The following is a 23,404-nucleotide window of genomic DNA, read 5'->3' on the forward strand; positions in this document are numbered from 1 at the left end:
TCGGGGTCCTCGGAGACGACGGGGCTCAGGAGCCGTCGTACCCGGCCGTGGGCATCGAGAGCCGCCGGTGCACCCCGGCTTTGGCCGCCGTGTCGTACGGGGGTTCGTCAAGTCCGACGGTCTCCACCCGCACCCCGCGCCGCTCACACTCGGCGCGGAAGCCGAGCACGGAGGTCAACGCGCGGGCGAGGACCCGTTCGTTCGGGGCCACGAAGAGGTCGACCTTCCCGGCCTCCACGTCGGCCCAGAGCTCGGCGTGGTCCGGGCGGATTCCGTGGCAGAACAGCTGACGGGCGAGCACATACCCCTTGTCGTCGGCCCAGCGGGCGCACAGCGCGTGCTGACTGCGCGTGTCGACAAGGAAGGGGTCGCTGTCCAGCTCTTCGAGCGGGGTGAGGCTGGCGATCGCCGCCACCCGAACGTCGTCCATGGACCGACCCTACTGGGGATCGGCACGGCCGAACATCCTCCGGAGCCCGCTCCGGACATTTACCCTCGTTACGGAACGAGCACGGACGACCGGGAGCGGAAGGGCGGCATGACGGTGGAGGTCACCTGGTGGGGGCACGCGACCTGCACGGTCGAGGACTCCGGGGTCCGCTTCCTCACCGACCCGCTGTTCGCCCGGCGTCTCGCCCATCTGCGCAGGCGGCGCGGCGCCGTGCCGCCGCCCGAGGCCGCCCGCGCCGAGGCCGTCCTCGTCTCGCACCTGCACGCCGACCACCTCCACCTCCCCTCGCTCGCCCGGCTGGCGCCGGGGACGCGGGCCCTCGTGCCGCGCGGCGCGCCCGCCGCCGTACCGGGACTGCGCAGGCTCGGCCGGGGCGGGCTGCGGCTGACCGAGGTGGAGCCGGGTGACGAGGTGACGGTGGAGGGCGTGACGGTACGGGTCGTCCCCGCGCTCCACGACGGGCGGCGGCTGCCGGTCGGACCGCACCGGGCCCCGGCGCTCGGGTACGTCGTCGAGGGCGAGGCACGGACGTACTTCGCCGGAGACACCGGCCTGTTCGACGGCATGGCGGACGCGGTGGGCCCGGTGGACGTGGCCCTGCTGCCGGTCGGCGGCTGGGGGCCCTGCCTCGGGCACGGTCACCTCGACGCGGGGCGGGCGGCCGAGGCGCTCGCCGCGCTGTCGCCGGCGGCGGCGGTGCCGGTGCACTACGGCACGTACTGGCCGATCGGGCTCGACGGGGTCCGGCCGCACGAGTTCCACGCGCCGGGCGACGAGTTCGTCCGTCACGCGGCCCGGCTCGCGCCGAAGGTGACGGTCCACCTCCTCGGCCACGGCGGCCGGGTCCGGCCGGAGGTCGCTCGGTGATCGCCGGTGCCGCCCATGTCGCCGGGATGGTGACGGCGGTGCGCGTGCTGCCGCCGGAGTCCACGCAGCAGGCGGTCGGCTATCCCTCGCTGTTCCTGCTGGTGGCGCTCGGCGCGCTGGTGCCGGTCGTGCCGACGGGCGCGATCGTCAGCTCGGCGGCGGTGGTCGCCTTCCACCAGTCCTCGCCGTTCTCGCTGCTCTTCGTTTTCCTGGTGGCCGCCTTCGCCGCCTGTCTCGGCGACGCGGCGCTCTACTGGCTCGGACAGCGCGGGACCCGTTCCCGCAACGGCTCGCGGTGGCTGGCCGCCCTGCGGTCCCGGGTGACGCCTGACCGGCTCGCGCACGCCCAGGAGCGGCTCGACACGCACCAGGTGTCGGTGCTCGTGCTGTCCCGGCTCGTGCCGGCGGGGCGGATCCCGGTGATGCTGGCGTGCCTGCTCGCGGAGATGCCGCTGCGGCGCTTCGTCCGGGGGGACGTCGCGGCGTGCCTGGCGTGGGCGGCGACGTACCAGCTGATCGGGATCCTGGGCGGTTCCCTCTTCCCGGAGCCCTGGCAGGGCGTGGTCGCGGCGGTCGGCCTGACGGTCTTGATCGGCGCGGCCCCGGCGCTGTGGCGGCGGCTCCGGGGCGCGCCCGACGGGGCCCGGCCGGGGCACGAGCAGACGTGAGGCGCGGGCGGTGCCGGGGGGCTCGGATCCGTGAGGCGCGGGCGGTGCCCGGGGGCTTGGATCCGTGAGGCGCGGGCGGCGCTCAGGGCACGAGCACCCGTGAGGCGCCGACCGGCATGTCCCACAGGTCCTCGCGGGGCAGTCCGGCCTTCTCCCAGGCGGCCCTGACCCGGGTGAGGGGTTCGAGGACCGGCTCGGAGGAGAGCACGAACGTGGCCCAGTGCATGGGCGCCATCCGTCGCGCGCCGAGGTCCTGGTGGGCGCGGACCGCCTCCTCCGGGTCGGTGTGGACGTCGCTGAGCCACCAGCGCGGGTCGTACGCGCCGATCGGGAGCAGCGCCAGGTCGATGCCGGGGTAGCGGCGGCCGATCTCGGCGAACCAGTGGCCGTATCCGGTGTCTCCGGCGAAGTGGATCCGGCGGCCGGCCCGGTCGGTGAGCACCCAGCCGCCCCACAGGGAGCGGCAGGTGTCCAGGAGGGTGCGCTTGGACCAGTGGTGCGCGGGGACGAAGTCGAAGCGGACGCCGTCGAGTTCGGCGGCCTCCCACCAGTCGAGCTCGGTCACGCGGCTGAACCGGCGGCGGGTGAACCAGCGGCCGAGTCCGGCCGGGACGAAGACCGGGGTGTGCCGTGGCAGCCGCTTGAGGGTGGGGGCGTCGAGGTGGTCGAAGTGGTTGTGGCTGATGACGACGGCGTCGACGGTCGGCAGGTCCTCCCAGCGGACCCCGACGGGGGTGATCCGGGCGGGTGTGCCGATGATGCGGCGGGACCAGACCGGGTCGGTGAGGACGGTGAGTCCGCCGACGCGCAGGATCCAGCTGGCGTGGCCGGCCCAGGTGACGGCGAGGGTGTCGGGTCCGGCGGGTGGCAGGGGGCCGGGCTCGAAGGGGAGCAGGGGGATGTCGCGGAGGCCCTCGGGGCGGGGGCGTACGGCTCCCTCGCGGGCGAAGCGCGCCAGGGCCCGGACGCCGGGGAGGGGTGCGGTGAGCCGGTCGACGAAGGTGCGGGGCCAGTCCTGCCGCAGTCGGCCGACGGGCTGGAGGGCGGGCGCGGGGGCCGTCCCCTGGGCCGGGTGGGGCGGGGCGGGGGTCTGTACGGCCCGGGCGGGGGGTGCCGTCCGTTCGGTCATCTGCTGGCTCCGTTCCGCTCGTGCTCGGCACTTCGTGGCGGGGTGGCGGTCACGGGACGAGGGGGTGCGCCCGGGGCCGCCGCCGAGGCCCTCGCCGCCACCGTCACCGGAGTTCCTCCAGGGCTCCTCCGAAGTCCTCCAGCGCGCGGGCCACGTGCGGCAGTGCCACGGGGTCGGATGCCCCGAGGATCTCGGCGCATTCCTCCTCGGTGGCGCCCAGGAACATGCCGGTGCCGAACCGGACGCGCAGTGCGCCGAGTTCGTCGCCGAAGCGGTGGCCGCCGGTCGCCGGGGCGCCGAGCCGCGCGGTGAGGTGGCTCTCCAGCTCCAGGGAGTCGGTGACGCCCCGGGTGGCGAGCCCGGCCCGCAGCGGCCCGAGGTCGGCGTAGAGGTGGCGGCCTGCCTGCGGGGGCCGGGCGAGGGCGCCTGCGGCGAGGACGGTGCGGTGCGCGGCTCCGGCGAGGCGGCCGTGGACGGTGGCGGCGCGCCGGGCCCGGACGGTGACGTCCTCGGGTTCGTCGAGGGCGTGGGCCACGGCGGGGGCCACGGGCCCGGGGACGAGCGCGCCGAGGGCGGTGAGGACGTCGAGGACGCGGGCCCTGCGGTCGGTCCAGCGGTCGGCGCGGGACGGGTCGGTGGGCGGGAAGCGGGCGACGGCGCAGGGCCAGGCGGCGGGGGTGAGGGCGCCGCCGAGGTCGACGAGGACGGTGACGTCGTCGGGGCACATCTCGGCGGGGCTGAGCAGCACGAGGTCGTGCGGGTGGTGGAGGGTGTCGCGCCACGTCTCGTCGCTGATGACATGGAGGCCCTCGGCGACGGCGGCCTCGCAGGCCTCGCGGACGAGTTCGGGCGGGGCGACGGTGGCGGTGGGGTCGTCGGCGACGGAGAGCAGCAGGACGCGGGGGTCGCCGCCCTCGGCGCGGATCCGCCGGACGGTCTCCAGGAGGGCGTACGGATCGGGGACGCCGCCCGCCTCGGCGGACGTGGGCACGTGGTAGGCCGGGCGGCCCAGCAGCCGGGCCTGCGGGGTCCACCAGGCGGGGCAGGGGCGGGGCAGCAGGAGGTCGCCGCCGTGGGCGGCGATCAGCGCGAGGAGGAGGGCGGGGGCGCCCGGGGCGGCCACGACGTCCTCGGGGTGGGTGCGCAGACCGCGGCGCCACCAGTAGCCGGCGGCGGCCTCCCGCAGGACGGGCCCGCCACCGGGCGGCTCGGGGGCGGTCCGCCCGGCGGCGGCCGCGAGCAAACCGGCGAGTCCGGGCAGGACGGGGAAGCCGGTGTCGGGTGCGGGAGGTCCGTAGCGCACCGGGCCGCGGCCTTCCGGAGCCGTCTGCCGCATGTCCCCTACCTCCTGAGCACGCGGGGGCGCCGGGAAGGCACCCCCGTGCCCTTTATACGAAGGTTCAGGCGTTCTCGCCCCTCCAGGCGACGGTGACGGGCGCCGCACGACCCCGAGGCGGCCCTCGGCGCCGGCGGGCGGCTCCGACGGCATCGAGGGGCCGGGGGGTGTCGAAGACCGGCTCGCCCTGCTGGGGGGCGTCGTGACGGCGGCCGTCTCCGGCGCGCTCGATGAGGGCCGTCCGGGTGACGGAGGACAGGTCGCGGAGCTGTCCGCTGGTGAGGGGCTCGGGGCGCGGGGACGTGACGGACGGCCCGTTCGCAGGGCTGTCGTACGGCGGAATCCGGGGGCGGTCGACGTGTCCCCCGGGCCAGAATGCCGCATGCCGATACGTGAAGCCCTTCCCGAGGACGCCGCCGCTCTTGCCGCCGTGCACGTCCTGTCCTGGCGGGCCGCCTACCGTGACCTGCTCCCCGGCCCGCACCTCGACGCCCTGGACACCGGGGAGCGCGCCGCCGTCTGGCGCGACCGTCTCACGGCCCCGGACCGGCCGACGGTGCTCGTGGCGACCGAGGAGGGTGGGCGGATCGTCGCGTTCTCCTGCTTCCGGCCCTGGCCGGACGGCGAGTTCGCGCCCGGCAGCACGGCCGAGCTGGCGGCGCTGTACGCCCTGCCGGAGGTCTGGGGTGCGGGGGTGGGGCGGGCGCTCATGGCGGCGACCTCCGAGGCGCTCGTCGCGGCCGGGTTCCGGGCGGCGGCTCTGTGGGTGTTCGCGGGGAACGCGCGGGGGCGGCGGTTCTACGAGGCCGCGGGCTGGCGGCCGGACGGGACGGCAGTACGCGAGGAGACGGGCGGCCGACTCCTGGAGGAACTCCGGTACCGCCGAGCCCTGTTCACCTGAGCTGATGTCCACATCGCAAGACGCGAGTCTCATCATTCGGCAGCCGTGCGTACGGTGGAGGCACGCACCCACACCGAGGGAGTCGCTTCGATGACGCACGCCTCCGCACAGCCCGCGGCCCATGAGACCGCCGTCTACACGCATGGCCACCACGAGTCCGTCCTGCGCTCGCACAGCTGGCGGACCGCCGCCAACTCCGCCGCCTATCTGCTGCCCGAGCTGCGTCCGGGCCTGGACGTCCTGGACGTGGGCTGCGGGCCCGGCACGATCACCGCGGACCTGGCCGCGCTGGTCGCGCCGGGCCGGGTGACCGGGGTCGACGCGGCCGAGGACGTACTGACGAAGGCCCGCGCGACGGCCGCCGAACGCGGCCTGGAAAACGTCGAGTTCACGGTCGCCGACGTCCACGCCCTGGACTTCCCCGACGACTCCTTCGACGTCGTCCACGCCCATCAGGTGCTGCAGCACGTCGGCGACCCCGTCCAGGCGCTGCGCGAGATGCGCCGGGTGTGCCGGCCCGGCGGTGTCGTCGCGGCCCGCGACAGCGACTACGGAGCCTTCGCCTGGTTCCCCGAGCGGCCCGCGCTGGACGGCTGGCTGGACCTCTACCACCGGGTCGCGCGCGCAAACGGCGGTGAACCGGACGCGGGGCGGCGGCTGTTGTCCTGGGCCCGGCAGGCCGGTTTCACCGACATCACGACAACGGCCGGCACCTGGTGTTTCGCCACCCCCGAGGAGCGGGACTGGTGGAGCGGCCTGTGGGCGGACCGTACGACCTCCTCCGGCTACGCCGACCTGGCCGTCGACGGCGGGCACGCGACCACCGCCGAACTGGCGTCGATCGCGGAGGCCTGGCGGGAGTGGGGCAGGCAGGAGGACGCCTGGTTCATGGTCCCGCACGGTGAGATCCTGTGCCGGGTGTCCTGACGCCGCACGACGGAACGGGACCGCCTCAGTCGCGGAAGAGGTCGTGGAATCCGAGGCAGTCCGGGTCCTGGAAGGGGCAGCTCGGATGCGGGGTGCGAGCCGGCTCCGGCGGGGCGGGCTCGGGATCCGGGGAGCCGGCCGCCGGCGGCGGCAGCTCGAACCCGCCGCACAGGCAGGCGCCGCAGGCACCGGAGAACCGGGGTTCGGCATGGCGGAAGCGCGGGTGGCCGCACCGGCACTCGGCCGTCGCCCAAGACGCCACCTCCGCACCCCCGCCCCTCGCCACACGCCCCACGCCCCAGGCCCCAGGCCCCAGGCCCCACGGTACCGCCGCCGGACACGCGCCCGTCAGCTCGGGCGCGTCCTGAACTCGTAGGCGTCCGGCAGGGGTTCGTCGGTGAGCTCCGCCCACAGCTCGCCCAGGATCTCGGCTCCCTCGCGCAGATCGGCGACCTCGAAGCCCGCGTCGAAGACGGCGCGGGCTTCGCCCGTCCTGCCCTCCGCGAGCAGGATCCGCGCCTCCAGGAGCCGGAACGCGCCCCGTCCCCGGACCTCCTCCGGGAGGCTCGCCCACAACTCCCCCGCCGCGCCGGGCCGCCCGGCGGCGAGCAGGGCGACGATCGCCTCGCGCCCGAGGGCGGCGACCACCGCGACGTCCTCGGCGCCGTCCGTCTCCGCGTAGTCGGCGCAGGCGTCCGCGAACCGTTCGGCGGCCCGCTCCGGGTGCCCGTCCTCCCGGTCGGCGACGGCCAGGCAGTACAGCAGGGGCCAGCGCACCTCGGCCCGGTGCAGTCCGCGCTCCCAGCTCCGTACCGCCTGGGCGCGGTCTCCGGCGTGCCACTGGGCGATGCCCAGGTGGTACTCGGTGGACGGATCGGCCGGAGCGGTCTCCAGCATGTCCCGCCAGGGGGCGGCGACCAGCGGCGCGCCGGGCCCCGCGCCCTTCGGCGGGGGCGGCAGTACGCCGGTGCGCAGGAGTTCCCGCCAGGGTTCCTGGTGGGGGCCGAGCGTCGACTCGGGGAAGGGCGTGCCCGGCAACGCGTACCCCCCGCGCAGGACTTCGAGGGCACCCCAGCCGGAACCGGCCGCGAGGACGGCCTCCGGTTCGGCGTCGGCCGCGCCCTCCCGCCAGGCGGTGTAGGCCGCGTCGACGGCGGCGCGGGGCAGCGCCGCCGCGAGGCTCTCCTCGACGTCCGCACGGGCGGCGGCCCAGTCGTCACCGAGCGCGGCGGCGGGGTCGGCGGTGAGCGGTCCGTACGCCTCCAGCCAGCTGAACTCCGCGCCGCCCGCGAGCTCCAGGTGCTCCAGCTGGGTGCGGGCGAGTCCGGCCTGTATCTCGGCGTAGCCGGGGGTGCCGGCCTCGGTCAGCCACTCCTGCCAGCGTCTGCCCCCGCGCTCGGTACCCCACAGGAAGAGCTTGCGGCCCCGCAGCTGGTCGGTGGAGGTCTGGACGAGTCCGGAGCCGTCCGTGTCGAGCGCGGCGATCCAGCGGCGCCGGCCCTCGGGCAGGTCGTAGAAGTAATCGGCGGCGTGGGCGCTGTTCAGCGGGTACGAGCGGTCGGTGCCGTCCTCGGTGACCGGTACGGGGACGCGGTCCAGGCCGCGGTCGTAGCCGTGGTGCCAGGCCGAGTCGGCGGGCGCGAGGACCCTGCGCTCCTCCGGGACGGCGGTGTTGGACCACCAGTAGACGGGGGAGGTCCGCTCGTGGGGGTTGCGGACGCGGACGCCCACGTACAGGAAGTCGGAGCCGTCCGGGAGCCACAGGTCGACCTGGAAGGGCAGGTCGCGCAGGCGCTCCCACTCCCACAGGCGGAGCATGGGGCCGCCGTCGGGGGCGCGGACGGTCGCCGCGTGGAGGGGCGAGCAGGAGAGCGTGGTGTGGCCGGTGGCCCCGATGTTCCACTCGATGCCGCCGGAGAACCAGGCGCCGTTGAGGGCGAAGGCGGCGGGCTGGAGAACGGGGTTGCGGTAGAGGAGTTCGCGTCCGGTGGGCTTGTGGAGGAGGGAGTGGACGCGGCCGCCGAGGCCGGGGAGCACGGTCGCCCGCAGCCGGTCGTTCTCGACCACGATCGTGTCGAGGTCCACGGGGGCGCGTTCGCGGCCGTAGCCGTCGCGCACGGGGGCGGGGAGCAGGCTGCGCAGGGGCGCCCGTCCGATGCCCCGGGCCATGTCGCGCGGGAGCTCCGCGAGGGTCCGCGCGTCGACCGCGTGGGCCCCGGCGCCGGCGGGGGCCCGCAGGGCGGGGAGAGGGTTGTCCGGGCCCAACGGGGCCGCGGGCAGCGTCAGTACGGCACGTCGTACGGTCGTCATCGATCCATGGAACACGCCGGAGCCGGTCCTGACCAGGGGTTCTCCACGCCGGGCTGCCGGGGCGGGGCGCCCGGATATTCCCGGCGGCCCCGGTGTCCGCCGCCGTAGTGTGGAGGGTCGGTCCGCCGCCGTGGCGACCGGCAAGGACGCGGGCACAAGGGAGTACGGGGAATGGGCACGCAGCACACCTATCGGGTCATCGTGCGCGGCACGTTCGACGGTCTGTCGGAGGCGAGCCGGTCCCGGCTGCTCGCCGAGGCGGACGCGCACGGGCTGACGGCGATGCAGTTCACGGAGGAGGGCTCGCTGGCCTACGACCGGACGCTGAAGCACTTCTCGTACCGCCTGGTCGTCGTCTCGGACGCCGAGGACGGCGAGGAGATGGCGGCCGCGATCGCGGAGGACCGGGTGGAGACGGCGCTCGGGGAGCTGGGCCACGGGTACACGGCGCTGCGCTCGACGGTGACGGACCTCGACACCATGAAGATCAACTACAAGCGCTAGGAGAAGGCGGCGTCGAGGTCGTGGCGTCAGAGGTCGTGGCGTCGGAGGTTTCCGCCTCAGGAGCTGTCAGGCGCTTCAGAGGCCGTCGGGCGCGTCAGGGGCCGTCGGGCGCGGTGACCGCCCAGCGTTCGTGGTCCCGCCAGGCGCCGTCGATGTGCAGCATCGCGGGCGAGAAGCCCTCCAGGCGGAAGCCCGCGCGGCGGACGAGGGCGCGGGAGGCGGTGTTGCCGGGCTGGATGTTCGCCTCCAGGCGGTGCAGCTCCAGGGGGCCGAAGGCGTACTCCAGGACCAGCCCGAGGGCCTCGGTGAGGAGTCCGCGCCCGGCGGCGTGCGCGAAGGCGCCGTAGCCGAGGGCGCCGCTGCGGAAGCTCCCGCGGACGATGTTGTTGATGTTGACGAAGCCGGCGATCCCGCCGCCTTCGGCGCGCTCGCACACGAGGAAGCCCTCGCGCGCCGGGTCCTCGATCAGCGCGCCCGCGTAGGCGGCGTACGCCTCGGTCGTGCACGGCGGGAAGAGCCACGGGCGGTGGAGCTCGCGGCTCTCGCGGGCGCGGGCGGTGAACTCCTCGGCGTCGGCCGGGGAGAAGGGGCGCAGGCCCACGCGGGGCCCGACGGCGCGGTACGTGTCAGGGTCGTCGGACATGGGATCAGGCTATGTCGTGGCGGAGGCGGGCCGACGGGGGTACGTCGCCGCTCAGCGGCGGGCGTCGCGGACGCGCGGTGGACAGGTCTCGCCCTTCCGTACGACTCCGATCACGAGGGTGGTCCGCCGGTCGACGGCCGTTCCCGCCGTCGGGTACTGGGTGCAGACCTGCCAGCGCGGCGGCCAGAGCACCCGCCGGTCACGGCCGCTCGCGTCGTGGACGTCGAGCCGGGTGCGGCGGTCGAGGTGGGTGAAGACCCGCCACAGGCCTCCGCCGAGGAAGTCCGGCGTCGGCGGCGTCCCCGCGTCGTCGCCGGTTGCGGCGGCCTCCGCCGTCGAGGAGGCGGCGACGGCCGCGAGCGCGAGGACCGCGCCGCCGACGACGACGGCGGCGCGCCTCACCTCGTCCTCCGGGCGGCGAGGCGGAAGCCGCGGACGGCGCCGAGGAGGGCGGTCGCGAGCAGGGCCACGCCGAGCCGCATGGCGACCTCGGGGGCCGACAGGCGCATGGCGGTCTCGCGGGTGTTGCCGAAGAGGAGGACCAGGGCGAGGACGGGGCCAGCCGCCAGCGCCATCCGGCCCGGGGTGAAGGCTCCGGCCGGCCGGTACGTCCCTCCGCCCGATGTCCGTGTCGTGCGCTTGGGACCCATGCCCCGCCTCTCTCCTCCGTCGTGCCGTGGGACCAGAATGGGTCGCGCGAGGCCTCCCCGGGCGGTGAGGAGAGCCGTACGGGTGGCTTGTCAGACAACGCGAGCCGACTACGGTGGTTGCGGAGACCGGCCGAGAGGCAGGCCGGCGACGAGACGAGGAGGGGCCGTGGCGGTCAGCGGGCAGCGGCGGCGGCCGGTCGTGGCGCTCTACGAACGGATCGCGGACGCCGTCCACGACGGCACCTACCCGCCGGGCTCCACACTCCCCTCCGAGCCGAAGCTCGCCGCCGAGCTGGGCGTCAGCCGGCCGGCCCTGCGCGAGGCGCTGCTGCTGCTCCAGGAGGACGGCGTCCTCACGGTGCGGCGCGGGGTGGGCCGCACGGTGAACGACCGGCCGCCCCGGCGCGGCTTCGAGCACGTCCAGCCACTGGAGGAGCTGATCGGCGCGGGGGCCCCGCTCCGGGTGCGGGCGCTGGTCCGGACCGTCGAGGAGCCGACCGACTTCACCACCCAGCACCTCCTCGCGCCCGCCCGCGCGGAGCTGCGCTTCTGGGAGTCCGTCCTGACCGGGGAGGGCGCGGGGGCGGCGCTGAGCCACGAATGGGCGGCGCCGGACGCGCTGCTCGACCGGGTGCACCCGGAGTTCGCGCGGGCCCTCCGGGCGGCGGAGACGGCCACCGGCGGCGCGGTCTCCATGCTGGCGGTCCTGGTCGCGGCCTCGCGGGAGACGGCCCTGAGCGCGCACAGCGGCATCACGGCGACGCTGCTCGGGCGGCGCCGCGGGGACCAACTGGGCCGCCCCGCGGACACCCCCGCCGTCCTGGTCACCCAGGTGGTGCGGGTCGGCGAGACCCCGGTCCTGGCGGCCAAACACATGCTGCCGACGGGCACACCGGCCCTGCCGGTGCTGCAATCGCACTGAGGCCGGACGGAGACCCGGCCACAGGCCTCAGGCCGAACCGTCCCGACGAGCCCCCCGCCGTGCCCCGCCGTGCCCTGTCGTGGCCGTCACAGCGGCCCGCTGCGCCGTCGCGTACACTTCCCCGCCATGCACTTGTCTGACAACCTCACCGCGCCCGTCGCCGCCCCCGTCTCCGACTGGATCCGTCGGGCCCCCAAGGCCGTCCTCCACGACCACCTCGACGGCGGGCTGCGCCCCGCGACCATCGTCGAGCTGGCGCGGGAGTACGGCTACACCGCGCTGCCGACCGAGGATCCGGCCGAGCTCGCGGTCTGGTTCCGGGACGCCGCCGACTCCGGTTCGCTGGAGCGGTACCTCGAGACCTTCGCCCACACCTGCGCGGTCATGCAGACCCGCGAGGCGCTCACGCGCATCGCGGCCGAGTGCGCCGAGGACCTGGCGGCGGACGGCGTCGTCTACGCCGAGATCCGCTACGCCCCTGAGCAGCACCTTGAGGGCGGACTCACCCTCGACGAGGTCGTCGAGGCCGTCAACGACGGCTTCCGCGAGGGCGAGCGCCGCGCCGGCGGCCGGATCACCGTCCGTGCCCTGCTCACCGGCATGCGCCACACCGACCGCTCCCTGGAGATCGCCGAGCTCACGGTCGCGCACCGGGACAACGGCGTGGCCGGCTTCGACATAGCCGGCGGCGAGATCGGCAACCCGCCGGCCCGGCACCTCGCCGCCTTCCAGCACCTGAAGCGGGAGAACTGCCACTACACCATCCACGCGGGCGAGGCCGTCGGCGCCGAGTCGATCCACGAGGCCGTGCAGGTCTGCGGCACCGAGCGGATCGGCCACGGCGTGCGGATCACGGACGACATCGCCGAGGACGGCACGCTGGGCAGGCTCGCCTCGTACGTCCGGGACAACCGCATCGCCCTGGAGGTCTGCCCGACCTCCAACCTCCAGACGGGCGCCGCGAAGGACTACGCCTCGCACCCGATCGACGAGCTGCGCCGCCTCGGCTTCCGGATCACGCTCAACACCGACAACCGGCTGGTCTCCGGCACCACCATGAGCGAGGAGTTCCAGCACATGGTGGACGCCTTCGGCTACGGGCCGGAGGTCTTCGAGGAGTTCACGGTCGCCGCCCTGGAGGCCGCCTTCCTGCCACTGCCGGAGCGGCAGCGGCTGGTCGACGAGATCGTCCGCCCGGGGTACGCGGCGCTGTAGGCGCGCTCCAACCGACCCTCCCCCCGGCCCGCCATGGCTTCCGCTCAGCGCAAGGCCGGCACCTCCAGGGTCAGCGTGCCTCTCTCCTCGGTCGCGTCGAGGGTGGCCGGCACGCCGAGCGGGAGGGTCAGCGCGGTCGGGCTGTGACCGAAGCCCATCTCCTCCAGGACCGGCACCCCCAGCCCGCCCAGACGGTCGGCGAGCAGCGCCCGCACCTCCTCGTACGGGCCGCACTCCTCCCAGGAGCCCAGGCCGATGCCCGTCACCCCGTCGAGCCAGCCGGCGCGGACGAGCTGGGTGAGGATGCGGTCGAGGCGGTACGGCTCCTCCCCCACGTCCTCCAGGAGCAGCAGCCCGCCGCGCGCCGAGGGCCGTCCGTGCGGGGTGCCGAGATCGGCGGCGAGGAGGCTGACGCAGCCGCCGAGCGTCACGCCCCGGGCGCGGCCCGGCACGAGGGCCCGTGCCGTCTCCGGGCCGAGCCTCAGTACGGTCTCGGGTGCGAAGAGGGTGGCCCGCAGCGACTCCTGGGTGCGCGGGTCCGACAGGAACGTGCCGGCGGCGACCATCGGTCCGTGCAGGGTGGCGAAGCCCGCGCGGACGGCGAAGGCCTCGTGCAGGGCGGTGACGTCGCTGTAGCCGACGAACGCCTTGGGCCCTGCCGCGCGGATCGCCGCCCAGTCCACCAGGTCCACCATGCGCTGGGCCCCGAACCCGCCGCGCGCGCAGAGCACGGCGGAGACCGAGGGGTCGCACCAGGCCTCGGTCAGATCGAGGGCCCTGGCCCGGTCCGTGCCGGCGAGGTACCCGAGCGCGGGGTGGGCGTCCAGGACGTGCGGGGCCACCACCGGTTCCAGGCCCCAGCCGCGCAGGATGTCCAGGCCGGCCGTGAGCCGCTCCTCGGGGACGGGCCCGCTGGGGGCGACGACGGCGACCCGCGCGCCCGACCGGAGGCGCTCCGCCCGGGCCAGGGGCTGCACCACCCGGGTCATGTGCGGTACTCCAGAGCCGGGACGTCCGTACGGTCGAGGCCGAAGGCCCGTACGTACAGGGCGAGTTCCGCCTCCAGGGCGCGGACCATGGTGTCGGCTCCGCGGAAGCCGTGCCCCTCCCCCTCGAAGGCGAGGTAGGCGTGCGGGACGCCCCGGCCGGCCGCGCGGGCGAGGAAGCGCTCGGCCTGGGCGGGCGGGCAGATGACGTCGTCGAGGCCCTGGAGGAGCAGGAAAGGGACCGTGATCCGCTCGACGTGCTCGACCGGCGAGCGCTCCTTGTAGCGGGCGGGCACCTCGTCGAGCGGTCCGATCAGTCCGTGGAGGTACTGGGACTCGAAGTCGTGGGTCTCGTCGGTGGCCCAGCCCCGCAGGTCCAGGACGGGGTAGATGATCGTGCCGCAGGCGTACACGTCGGTGGTGACGAGGGACGCGGCGGTCGTCCAGCCGCCCGCGCTGCCGCCGCGCACGGCGAGCCGGGCCGGGTCGGCGGTGCCCTCGGCGGCGAGCGCCGCCGCGACGGCCGCGCAGTCCTCGACGTCGACGACGCCCCACTGTCCGCGCAGCCGCTCCCGGTACTCCCGGCCGTAGCCGGTGGAGCCGCCGTAGTTGACCTCGGCGACGCCGATGCCCCGCGAGGTGAAATAGGCGATCTCCAGGTCGAGGACGAGCGGGGCGTGGCCGGTGGGCCCGCCGTGCGCCCGGATCACGTAGGGCGGCAGCTCGCCCTCGGGCCCGGTGAAGCCGGGGTGGCGGGGCGGGTGGACCTGCGCGTGGATCTCCCGTCCGCCGGGGCCGGTGAAGGTACGGAGGCGGGGCTCGGGGAGGTACGCGGGGTCGACGGCGTCGGTGTGGGCGGCGCCGACCACCCGGCTGCGGCCGGTGCGGGTGTCGAGCTCGACGAGCTCGTAGGAGCGGTGCGGTCCGGCGGCGACGCCGACGACCCGGGTGCCGTGCGCGGCGAGGGTGGAGGCCCACTCCGTGCGGGGCCCGCCGGCGTCGACGAGGGCCCGGCGCTCGGGGTCGAGGATCCCGAGGGTGGTGGCCCCCCTGCCGTGGACCACGGCGATCAGTCCGTTGTCCAGGGGCGTGAACCAGCGGAGGCCGATCTTCCAGAGCGGGCCGCCGAACTCCTCCGCGCGGGGGCAGAGCGCCTGGGGTTCGGCGAGGCCGCCGTCGGCGTCGACCTCCGCGCGATAGAGGTTCCACCAGCCGGTGCGGTCGCTGAGGAGGAGCAGTCGGCCGGCCTCGTCCCAGTCGACCTGCGGGATCGACTCGGTCGTCCCCCCGGCGACGGTCCTGGCCCCGCGGAAGGTGCCCTCGGGGGTGATCTCGGCGAGTCGGACCTCGGTGCCGTCCCAGGGCATCCGGGGGTGGTCCCAGGCGATCCAGGCCGCCCGGCGGCCGTCCGGGGAGAGGCGGGGGCCGGTGACGAACCGGTGGCGTCCGTCGGAGAGTTCGCGGACGGCTCCCCGGTCCTCGGCGGCCGAGCCGTCGAGGGGCACGGCGGCGAGGACGCGGCGCACGTCGGTGGGGGCGGGGCCGGTGAACTCCTCCAGGACGCACCACACCTCGCCCCGGTCCGGGTGGATCACCGGGTCCACCCAGCGCAGTCCGGCACCGACGGCGGAGAGCGGGGTGATCGGCCGCGGCTCCCTGCCCGGGGCGGCGTCGGGCTCGTAGGCGTAGAGCCGCTGGTCGGGGAAGTGGCAGAACACGGCGAGCGGCCCGCCCGCCGGGCGCGCGACCGCCGCCCACGGCTGACCGCCGTACTCGATCACCCGGCTGCGGACGTTCCACGGGGCGGGCAGCAGGGTCTCCTCGGTGCCGTCGGCGCGCCGCCGGACGAGGGCGCGCCGACCGTCCTCGGCGGGGCGGGGCGCGGTCCACCAGAGCTCGTCGCCGACCGTTCCCAGGTATTCGGGCCGCCCGTCGTGCGCGGCGGCGAGCGCGGCGCCGACGGGTGACGGCCAGGTGCCGTATCCGGCCGTGGACTTGGCCATTCCCTCTCCCCCTGTCGTCATGGACCTAGGCGGACTTCAGATAGTGGTCGAGCACCCGGACGCCGAAGTGGAGGGCGTCCACCGGGACGCGCTCGTCGACGCCGTGGAAGAGCGCCCCGTAGTCGAGGTCCGGGGGCAGCCTCAGCGGCGAGAAGCCGTAGCCGGTGATGCCGAGCCGGGAGAACTGCTTGGCATCGGTGCCACCGGACATGGTGAAGGGCACGACGTGCCCGGTGGGGTCGAAGCGCTCGACGGCGGCCCGGAGCTTGGCGAAGGTCGGCGAGTCGACGGGAGCCTCCAGGGGCACCTCGCGGTGGTGGAACTCCCACTCCACGTCGGGCCCGGTGAGCAGGTCCATGGTCGCTGCGAACTCCTCGTCGGTGCCCGGCAGCGTCCGCCCGTCGACGTAGGCGACGGCCTGGCCCGGGATGACGTTGACCTTGTAACCGGCGTCCAGGATCGTCGGGTTGGCGCTGTTGCGGACGGTCGGCTCGACCAGGGCGGCGGCGGGGCCGAGCTTGTCCAGGAGGAGGTCGACGTCGAGGTCGGGGGCGCTCGTGTCGACCTCGACGCCGTACAGCGCGGCGAGTTCGGTGAGGGCGGCACGGACGGTCGTGGTGAGGCGGACCGGCCAGGTGTGGGAGCCGATCCGGGCGACGGCCGCGGCGAGTCGGGTGACGGCGTTGGCCGTGTTCACCTTGGAGCCGTGGCCGGCCCGGCCGTGGGCGGTGAGCTTGAGCCAGGCGGTGCCCCGCTCCCCCGCCGCGATCGGGTAGAGGGTCGTGCCGGGCTGGGGATGGAAGCTGAACGCCCCGGACTCGCTGATGCCCTCCGTACAACCCTCGAAGAGGTCGGCGTGCCGGTCGGCGAGGAAGTCGGAGCCGTCCTCGGCGCTGGCCTCCTCGTCGGCGGTGTAGGCGAAGACGATGTCGCGGCGGGGCCGGATGCCGTGGCGGGCCCAGGAGCGGACGACGGCCAGGACCATCGCGTCCATGTTCTTCATGTCGACGGCGCCGCGCCCCCACACGACGCCGTCGCGGACCTCGCCGGAGAAGGGGTGCACGGTCCATTCGGCGGGGTCGGCGGGCACCACGTCCAGGTGGCCGTGGACGAGCAGCGCCTCGGCCGAGGGGTCGGTGCCGGGGATCCGGGCCACCACGTTGGTGCGGCCGGGCGTCCGCTCCAGCAGGGTGGGCTCGATCCCGGCGTCCGCGAGCCGTTCGGCGACGTACTCGGCGGCGGGCCGCTCGCGGCAGTCGCCGCCGCCCCGGTTGGTGGTGTCGACCCGGATGAGCTCGGAGGTGAAGGTGACCACCTCGTCGAGCGCCGTCGCGTCCGGGCCCCGGACCTCCTCAGCCATACTGCTCCTCCACCGCGGCCGAGACGATGGTCGTGACCGCCTTGAACGTGCGAATTGCCTCGTACATCGTCTCGCTGGTGTACGCGACGCGCCGCTCGCCGCTCCGCGCCACGCCGGGAACCACCGTGGCGGCGGCGCCCAGGTGCTCCGCGTCGAACTCCAGCTCCACGGTGAACGGGCCGCCCCGTACCGGCTCGTGCCGGACGGCCAGCGCTGCACCGGTCTTCGCCGCGGCGCGGATCTCGGCGGCGGTTCTCGCCGGAGGGCGGCACACCGCCGCGTACCGCGAGACGTGGTCCTTGACGGCGACCTTCGGCGCCTCCGGCGCGTATCCGAGGGCGTCCTCGCAGGTCAGGTCGTCCCCGGTGACGAGGACGACGGGCACGCCGTACTCCGCGACCACATGCGCGTTGAGGAAGCCCTCGCTCGCACGCTCGCCGTTGAGCCACACCCCCGTGATGGAGTTGGCGAGGTAGGTGTGCGCGAGGACTCCCTCGGTGCCGGCCCCGGTGTGGTAGCCGACGAAGGCGATGCCGTCGACGTCCCCGTGCTGCACGCCCTCGACCATCGAGAGGGACTTGTGCCGCCCGGTGAGCATCTCCGCCCGCTCGTCGAGCCGCTCCAGGAGCAGGTTCCTCATGGACCAGTGCGCCTCGTTGATGAGGACCTCGTCCGCGCCGCCGTCGAAGAAGCCGAGCACGGCGGCGTTCACGTCGGACGTGAACATGGCGCGGCACCGCTCCCACTGTGGCGTGCCGGGCAGCACGTCGGCGGGCCAGGTCACACCGGTCGCGCCCTCCATGTCGGCGCTGATGAGGATCTTCATGCCTGGCACCGTACGCGCCGCCCGGCCGCCCTACCACCCCTGTGGATGACCACCGTTGGAGTGGACCACTGGCACCCACCGGACGGCGGTACGGATCACCCCGGCGGTTCCGCGCAGGCCCTCGGGTCCCCTTCCGCCAGACGGTGCAACACCTCGGCCGCGCGCTCCTCCGGCGGGGTGCCGTCGTCGGGCAGCCGCCACAGGAACTGGCGGGGCTCCCCCGCCGCCTTGCGCCCCCGGCCGCCGAGCGGCGGCCCTGTGAAGGTGACCACGGTCGTGTCCGGGTCGCGGAAGTCCGTACCGATCCAGCCCTGCCGGAGGCCCCAGCGCGTGAGGAGGTCCGGCCGGTCGCGCAGGCCCGCGGCGATCAGCCTGGCGGTGTGGCGGGCCGGCCAGGTCCAGCCGTGGTCCCGCTCGGCGCGCGTGATCTCGGCGTCGTACGCGGCGGCGTCGAAGCGGTGCGCGGGAAGTGCCGGACGCGCGGCCGGAACTCCTGGCCGCCGCCAGTCGCTCCACACGACGTGCGCGCCCTCGCGGCGCACGGTCACGTACAGGGCGCCGCAACAGCCCTCGGTGCAGTACGCCTCGGCGAGACGCACCTCCCGGGGTTCCGGCCCGGCCCGTAGGGCGCCGCTGTCGAGGAGCTGCTCGGGCGGCTCCCCCGGCCCCTGGCCGAAGGCCTCCGGTACGAGGGGGCGGCCGTCGATCAGGAAGCGGGTTTCGACGACGTCCGGGTCGCCGGGGTCGGCGACGGCCACCTCGACCCGGAACGGGGGCGCGTCCGACGGCGCGGCGCGCAGCTGCCGTGCCGTACGGCGGATCCAGTCGGCGCGCCGTCGGCCGTCCGGGCAGGCCGGGGCTTCCCCGTGCCAGACCGCCGTGTCCAGGAGGGCGCGGTGGACCGCTTCGCGTCGGCCCGGCGGCCAGGGGAGGAGGTGCGAGGCGCCACTGTGCAGGTCGAGGGCGAGGGTGAGCAGCCGGGCGCGGTGGTCGACGTCGCGGGGCAGCCGGTGGACGTGGGCGGCCACCGTCTCGTACAGGTCGACGGCTTCTCCGTACGCCAGGATCTCGGGGTGGTGGTCCCGGCTGCTGGTCATCCGGGCGAGGAGGTGCACGGTCCGTGAGAGGAGGCCGGGGCGGTCCGGGTCCGACCGGAGGAGACCGGCGAGGCCGACGGCTTCGGCCACCCGGCGGGCGACCTCGGGCCCCACGTGCCGCGCCTCCGTGGGCAGGCCGAGGAGCCGGCCGGGCACGGCCGTCCGGTCGCCGGTGGCCAGGGCGTCGACGAGGTCGCGCAGTTCCTCGCCCCGGGCGTGGTGGATCAGCCACACCAGGGCGGCGGCCGGCCGGTCCAGCGGGGCGAGGGTGGCGTCGACGGGGTGCACGAGGCCGTCGAGCAGGCCGAGGATCCGCAGGTACGGGACGTCCTCGGGTTCCCCGAGCCGGCTCAGGAGCCCGAGCCCGGCGGATACGCCGCACGTGGTCGTCGCGGTCCGGACGAGGTGCCGGGCGAACGCTCGGGCTCGGGCGCGGGCGATGGGTTCCTCGGGCGGTTCGACGGCCGCGGCGGAGGCGAAGACGGTCTGCTCTCGGACGACGCCGGTCGTGGCGAGCGCGCGTTCCGTCTCGGCGGCGGCCCGTGCGGGGTCGGGAGCGTCGAGGAGCGGGAGCAGGATGTCGGTGACGGCGGCGAGGGCCTCGTGGTGACGGAGGCCGGGGCGCCCGCGGCCCGGGGGCCGTGCCGTGTCGGGGAGGGGGTGGCCGCCCCGGGGCGGCGGCCCGTCGGGGGCGCTGTCGTGCAGGCCCTTGGCGTACGCGTACAGGGAGGGTGCGAGCGTCGGGCGCTCGGGAGAGGCGCTCACCGCGCGGGGTGGAGCTCGATTCCGTGGGTCATGGCAGCATCCTGACCGCCGACCGGCCCACCCCGCCAACGATTTGCCGACAGCCTCGCGCACCGAATCGGGCGAAACATCGCCAAGGGGTGCGTATAGGCTGTCGGCCGCAGTTCTCGTACCCGACTTTCCGGAGAGCTCTCGGTGACCATCGCCTTCACCCCGTCCGACACGTCCCCCGCCGAGCCCGAGGCCGTCACGGCGATCTCCGAGCCGGAGTTCTGGGAGCCGTCGCCTCCCGGCCCCCGCGAGCCCCAGGACGCGCGGGACGCCCAGGCAGCAGACGACGAGACCGACGCCGATGATCACGGCCGGGAACCCGACCCCGTCGTCGTCCGTGACGCCCGGGACTTCGGGGTCTATGCGCGGACCGGTGGCTGGACGTTCGCGCTGAAGGTGGCCCGGAGCGTCCGGCCGGGCGGGCAGGCCGCCGAGGGGACGGCCCGGACGAAGGTCTCCGCGAAGGCCTTCGCGGAACTCGCGGGGTGCTCTCCCGAGCGGGTCATGCGCTACTACAAGGCCTGGGACATGGCGGCCGACGACGGGCTGGTCCCGCAGTTCGAGGTCCTGGTCCCGGGCGAGGACATCGAGCTGCCGGACGCGGACGTCTGGCTCTCGTACTACACCTCGCGCAACGGCGCGTCCTCCGTGCGCGGTCAGGCGATCAGCGCGGCGGCCGAGGCGGAGGGCATTCGGCCGACGAAGGCCCTGGAGGTCGCGGAGAACCCGACGGCGCTGCGGGCGGCGATCCTCGCCGATCCCGGGACGGCGGAGGCCGCGCGCGGGGCGCTGCTCGACCGGATGAAGGAGGACCCGGCGCTCCAGACGGAGATGGCCCGGGCCATCGCCCGTACCGACGACCTGAAGAAGGCGGTGGCGAACGAGGCGAAGGCGGCCGACCGCATCGGGTACGTGCGCCAGATCGTCGAGAACGGCCAGATCAAGACCCCCGCCGGGCAGACCGTCCAGGCGCCGGCCGAGCTGCGGGCCGAGGCCGAGCGGCATCTGTCGCTCCTCGACGAGCTGGACGACTCGGAGGAGGCGGGCGAGTGGGCCGGGGAGGCCTACGACACGGTGAAGGGGCTGGTCGCCAAGGCGGTCGAGGAGGATCCGGCGCTGCGCGTCCAGGAGCGGCGGACGAAGTTCTACAACAGCCTGCAGAAGGCGACGAAGGTCTTCGAGGAGCTGACGCTGGACGAGGTGATGGAGGAGGACATCTACGAGGCGGACATGCTCCAGCGCCTCGAAGCCCTCCAGGAGGCGATCGGCACCTGCATCAGCGCGTTGCGCAAGGCGACGACCGCCTCCTGAGGGCGGCCGGTCAGTCCTGGTGGCCGAGCTGGAGGTCGCGCTCGATGCGGCCGCCGCCGGCCATCTGGAGGACGGTGGCGACGGGCGGGTACCCGGCGGCGATGACCGTGTACTCGCCGGAGGACAGGTCGATGAAGCGGAAGGTGCCGTCGGCGCCGGTGGTGAGGGTGTCGACGACGTTGCCCGCGGCGTCGAGCAGGGTCACCCGGGCGTCCTCCACGGGCCGCCCTCCCCCGGCGCGTACGGTGCCGCGCAGCACCGCCCCGCCGGCGAGTTCGATGTCCTGGCGGGTCTCGCGGGAGGCCTGGACGCTCACGGGGAGCGCGGCGGGCCGGAAGGCGGGGGCGCTGGCGGCGAGCGTGTACTCGCCCGCGACGAGCTCGCCGATGACGTACCCGCCCTCGCGTCCGCTGCGGGTGGAGGCGACGACCTCGCCGCGCACGTCGGTGAGGGTGACGGCCGCGTCCCGCACGGGCGTGCCGTCGGCGGTGACGACGCTGCCCGCCAGGCGTCCGGCGCCGCCGAGGACCACGTCGAGCTCCACGGGCCGGTCGCCGACGGTGACGGAGACGGCCTGCGGCTGGTGTCCGCCGGCCGCCGCGATCAGGACGTACGCGCCGCCGCCGGGGACGCTCAGGGCGTACCGGCCGTCCTCGCCGCTCGCGCCCCGGCCGACTTGCCGGCCCTGGACGTCGATGAGGGTGAGCGCGGCCCGGGGGACTCGGCTGCCGTCGTGGTGCTGGACGGCGCCGCAGACGGGCACGCCGGAGGGCGCGGGAGCGGTGGCGGGGGCGGTGGCGGCGTGGCGGGCGTGCGGAACGCCCTGGGTGGCGGTGTCGCAGGGGATGTCGGTGGCCTCGGTGAGGGGGGTGTGGTGGGACACCAGCGGTTTCTCCTTGAGGAAGAAGGCGAGGACGAGGCCGAGCACGAGGACCGGCACGAGGTAGAGGAAGATCCGCGGCATCGCGTCCGCGTACGCCTGGATGTACGCGTCGCGCACGGCGGGCGGCAGGGTGTGGACGGTCTGGGGGGTGATCGACTCGGCCGGCGGGAGTGACGCGGAGCCGCCCTGGGCGAGGACGCCGGCGAGCCGGTCGCCGAGGGCGTCGTCGAGCCGGGAGGCGAAGAGGGTGCCGAAGACCGCGGCGCCGACGCTGCCGCCGATCTGGCGGAAGTAGGTGTGGGCGCTGGTGGCGGTGCCGAGGTCGGCGGGGCGGACGGAGTTCTGCACGGCGAGCACGAGCACCGGCATGACCAGGCCGATACCGGTGCCGAGGACGGCCTGCCAGAGGCTGTGCTGGAGGCGCGGGGTGTCGGTGTCCATGCGGGAGAGCAGCCACATGCCGAGGACGGAGACGGCCCCGCCGAGCACCGGGTAGATCTTGTAGTGGCCGGTGCGGCTGATGAGCTGGCCGGAGACGACGGAGGCGATGACGATACCGCCCATCAGGGGCAGCATCAGGAGGCCGGACTCGGTGGCGCTGGCGCCCTCGACCATCTGGAGGAAGCTGGGGAGGTAGCTGGCGGCGCCGAAGAGCGCGATGCCGACGACGGCGCCGACGAGGGCGGTGACGGTGAAGACGGAGTCGCGGAACAGCCGGAGCGGGATGAGCGGTTCGGGCGCGAGGTGCTCGACGACCAGGAAGAGCAGGGTCGTTCCGGCGGCTCCGCAGGCCAGGGCGAGGATGACCCGGGAGTCCCAGGCGTACTCGGTGCCGCCCCAGCTCGTCAGGAGGACCAGGCAGGTGGAGGCGGCGGCGAGGAGCAGTGCGCCGAGGACGTCGAAGCGCGCGCGTGCCGTGGGTTTCGGGAGCTGGAGGACGGTGGCGACGACGGCGAGGGTGACGAGCCCGAAGGGCACGTTGAAGTAGAAGCACCAGCGCCAGGAGACGTGGTCGGTGAAGAAGCCGCCGAGCAGCGGGCCCGCGACGGAGGCGAGGCCGAAGGCGGCGCCGATCAGTCCCATGTAGCGGCCGCGTTCCCGGGCGGGGACGATGTCGGCGATGATCGCCTGGACGCCGATCATGAGGCCGCCGGCGCCGATGCCCTGGATCGCGCGGAAGGCGATGAGCTGGTCCATCGTGCGGGACCAGCCGGCGAGGCCGGAGCCGATGACGAAGACGACGATCGCGAAGAGGAAGACGCCCTTGCGGCCGAGGAGGTCGCCGAGCTTGCCGTAGACCGGCAGGCCGATGGTGGAGGTCAGCAGGTAGGCGGTGATCGCCCAGGACATCCGGTCCAGGCCGTGGAGTTCACCGACGATCTTCGGCAGGGCGGTGGCGACGATCATCTGCTCCAGCGCGGCGAGGAGCAGCGCGAGCATGAGGCCGCAGAAGACGAGCCGGACGCGGCGGGGGTCGAGACCGGCGGGCCCCGGCTCGGCCGGGGGCGCGGGGGCGCTGGGCGGTCCGTCGGGGGCGAGCGGTTCCTCACCCTCCTCGGCGTCTTTCACGATCGTGATCGCACCCACGTACCTGCTCCCCTCGTCACGGCGTCAGCGCCG

At 75.1% G+C, this 23,404-nt stretch carries 22 protein-coding genes; 8 read left to right on the forward strand and 14 right to left on the reverse strand.

The window, feature by feature from the left end:
- Positions 1-25 precede the first annotated feature (25 nt).
- Positions 26-430 (reverse strand): recombinase family protein, encoded by a 405-nt coding sequence (locus tag ACZ51I_RS09820; protein ID WP_468873290.1) that lies wholly within the window; start codon positions 428-430, stop codon positions 26-28.
- Between the two features lie 108 nt (positions 431-538).
- Here ACZ51I_RS09820 and ACZ51I_RS09825 point away from each other — a divergent pair, with 108 nt between their 5' ends.
- A complete protein-coding gene (locus ACZ51I_RS09825) occupies positions 539-1,318 on the forward strand; it encodes an MBL fold metallo-hydrolase (RefSeq protein WP_468873292.1) in 780 nt (259 codons plus the stop codon).
- Positions 1,319-1,344: 26 nt separating this feature from the next.
- The gene (locus ACZ51I_RS09830) at positions 1,345-1,986 is read left to right on the forward strand and encodes a DedA family protein (protein WP_468873832.1); all 642 of its coding nucleotides are present in this window, start codon (positions 1,345-1,347) and stop codon (positions 1,984-1,986) included.
- Between the two features lie 82 nt (positions 1,987-2,068).
- Here ACZ51I_RS09830 and ACZ51I_RS09835 read toward each other — a convergent pair whose 3' ends face one another.
- Together ACZ51I_RS09835 and ACZ51I_RS09840 are read right to left on the reverse strand one after the other, a co-directional pair.
- Entirely contained in the window at positions 2,069-3,115 is a 1,047-nt protein-coding gene (locus tag ACZ51I_RS09835; RefSeq protein ID WP_468873295.1) for an MBL fold metallo-hydrolase, read from the reverse strand.
- 103 nt (positions 3,116-3,218) lie between these two features.
- Entirely contained in the window at positions 3,219-4,451 is a 1,233-nt protein-coding gene (locus ACZ51I_RS09840) for an aminotransferase class I/II-fold pyridoxal phosphate-dependent enzyme (RefSeq protein ID WP_468873297.1), read from the reverse strand.
- 382 nt (positions 4,452-4,833) lie between these two features.
- On the opposite strand from ACZ51I_RS09840, the gene ACZ51I_RS09845 reads away from it, so the two are divergent.
- Together ACZ51I_RS09845 and ACZ51I_RS09850 are read left to right on the forward strand one after the other, a co-directional pair.
- Positions 4,834-5,352, forward strand: coding sequence for a GNAT family N-acetyltransferase (locus tag ACZ51I_RS09845; RefSeq protein WP_468873299.1), 519 nt, complete (start codon positions 4,834-4,836; stop codon positions 5,350-5,352).
- A gap of 90 nt (positions 5,353-5,442) precedes the next feature.
- On the forward strand, positions 5,443-6,279 hold the full coding sequence (locus tag ACZ51I_RS09850; protein ID WP_468873302.1) for a methyltransferase domain-containing protein: 837 nt from the start codon (positions 5,443-5,445) through the stop codon (positions 6,277-6,279).
- 25 nt (positions 6,280-6,304) lie between these two features.
- Here ACZ51I_RS09850 and ACZ51I_RS09855 read toward each other — a convergent pair whose 3' ends face one another.
- Both ACZ51I_RS09855 and ACZ51I_RS09860 read right to left on the reverse strand, forming a co-directional pair.
- A complete protein-coding gene (locus ACZ51I_RS09855; RefSeq protein WP_468873304.1) occupies positions 6,305-6,541 on the reverse strand; it encodes a hypothetical protein in 237 nt (78 codons plus the stop codon).
- 86 nt (positions 6,542-6,627) lie between these two features.
- The gene (locus ACZ51I_RS09860; protein WP_468873306.1) at positions 6,628-8,589 is read right to left on the reverse strand and encodes a DUF5107 domain-containing protein; all 1,962 of its coding nucleotides are present in this window, start codon (positions 8,587-8,589) and stop codon (positions 6,628-6,630) included.
- Between the two features lie 171 nt (positions 8,590-8,760).
- Here ACZ51I_RS09860 and ACZ51I_RS09865 point away from each other — a divergent pair, with 171 nt between their 5' ends.
- Positions 8,761-9,093 carry a DUF6204 family protein gene (locus ACZ51I_RS09865; protein ID WP_468873309.1) on the forward strand — a complete coding sequence of 111 codons (333 nt, stop codon included), beginning with the start codon at positions 8,761-8,763 and terminating at the stop codon, positions 9,091-9,093.
- Between the two features lie 94 nt (positions 9,094-9,187).
- On the opposite strand, the gene ACZ51I_RS09870 is transcribed toward ACZ51I_RS09865, so the two are convergent.
- The 3 genes from ACZ51I_RS09870 to ACZ51I_RS09880 are packed head-to-tail and all read right to left on the reverse strand — an operon-like array spanning position 9,188 to position 10,386.
- The gene (locus tag ACZ51I_RS09870; RefSeq protein WP_468873311.1) at positions 9,188-9,736 is read right to left on the reverse strand and encodes a GNAT family N-acetyltransferase; all 549 of its coding nucleotides are present in this window, start codon (positions 9,734-9,736) and stop codon (positions 9,188-9,190) included.
- Between the two features lie 51 nt (positions 9,737-9,787).
- A complete protein-coding gene (locus tag ACZ51I_RS09875) occupies positions 9,788-10,138 on the reverse strand; it encodes a hypothetical protein (protein ID WP_468873313.1) in 351 nt (116 codons plus the stop codon).
- Positions 10,135-10,386 carry a DUF1049 domain-containing protein gene (locus tag ACZ51I_RS09880; RefSeq protein ID WP_468873315.1) on the reverse strand — a complete coding sequence of 84 codons (252 nt, stop codon included), beginning with the start codon at positions 10,384-10,386 and terminating at the stop codon, positions 10,135-10,137. The genes ACZ51I_RS09875 and ACZ51I_RS09880 overlap by 4 nt, the downstream gene beginning before the upstream one ends.
- Before the next feature lie 166 nt (positions 10,387-10,552).
- Here ACZ51I_RS09880 and ACZ51I_RS09885 point away from each other — a divergent pair, with 166 nt between their 5' ends.
- Both ACZ51I_RS09885 and ACZ51I_RS09890 read left to right on the forward strand, forming a co-directional pair.
- On the forward strand, positions 10,553-11,308 hold the full coding sequence (locus ACZ51I_RS09885) for a GntR family transcriptional regulator (RefSeq protein ID WP_468873317.1): 756 nt from the start codon (positions 10,553-10,555) through the stop codon (positions 11,306-11,308).
- A gap of 126 nt (positions 11,309-11,434) precedes the next feature.
- A complete protein-coding gene (locus tag ACZ51I_RS09890) occupies positions 11,435-12,523 on the forward strand; it encodes an adenosine deaminase (RefSeq protein WP_468873319.1) in 1,089 nt (362 codons plus the stop codon).
- Between the two features lie 44 nt (positions 12,524-12,567).
- Here the strand turns inward: ACZ51I_RS09890 and ACZ51I_RS09895 are convergent, their stop codons facing one another.
- From ACZ51I_RS09895 to ACZ51I_RS09915, 5 genes are all read right to left on the reverse strand, one after another.
- Complete coding sequence (locus tag ACZ51I_RS09895) at positions 12,568-13,512, reverse strand: S66 peptidase family protein (RefSeq protein ID WP_468873322.1); 945 nt, start codon at positions 13,510-13,512, stop codon at positions 12,568-12,570.
- Positions 13,509-15,512, reverse strand: coding sequence for a S9 family peptidase (locus tag ACZ51I_RS09900; RefSeq protein ID WP_468873325.1), 2,004 nt, complete (start codon positions 15,510-15,512; stop codon positions 13,509-13,511). The genes ACZ51I_RS09895 and ACZ51I_RS09900 overlap by 4 nt, the downstream gene beginning before the upstream one ends.
- Positions 15,513-15,537: 25 nt before the next feature.
- Positions 15,538-16,872: a M20/M25/M40 family metallo-hydrolase gene (locus tag ACZ51I_RS09905; protein ID WP_468873328.1), complete on the reverse strand. Its 1,335-nt coding sequence runs from the start codon at positions 16,870-16,872 to the stop codon at positions 15,538-15,540.
- A complete protein-coding gene (locus tag ACZ51I_RS09910; protein ID WP_468873331.1) occupies positions 16,865-17,698 on the reverse strand; it encodes a M55 family metallopeptidase in 834 nt (277 codons plus the stop codon). Before ACZ51I_RS09910 ends, ACZ51I_RS09905 begins: the two co-directional genes overlap by 8 nt.
- Before the next feature lie 95 nt (positions 17,699-17,793).
- Positions 17,794-19,560: a hypothetical protein gene (locus ACZ51I_RS09915; protein ID WP_468873333.1), complete on the reverse strand. Its 1,767-nt coding sequence runs from the start codon at positions 19,558-19,560 to the stop codon at positions 17,794-17,796.
- A gap of 174 nt (positions 19,561-19,734) precedes the next feature.
- Here ACZ51I_RS09915 and ACZ51I_RS09920 point away from each other — a divergent pair, with 174 nt between their 5' ends.
- Positions 19,735-20,901: a hypothetical protein gene (locus ACZ51I_RS09920; protein WP_468873335.1), complete on the forward strand. Its 1,167-nt coding sequence runs from the start codon at positions 19,735-19,737 to the stop codon at positions 20,899-20,901.
- A 10-nt stretch (positions 20,902-20,911) separates the two neighbouring features.
- On the opposite strand, the gene ACZ51I_RS09925 is transcribed toward ACZ51I_RS09920, so the two are convergent.
- On the reverse strand, positions 20,912-23,371 hold the full coding sequence (locus tag ACZ51I_RS09925; protein ID WP_468873337.1) for an MFS transporter: 2,460 nt from the start codon (positions 23,369-23,371) through the stop codon (positions 20,912-20,914).
- Positions 23,372-23,404: the final 33 nt, after the last annotated feature.

This window comes from Streptomyces sp. NPDC034084, from assembly GCF_055575535.1.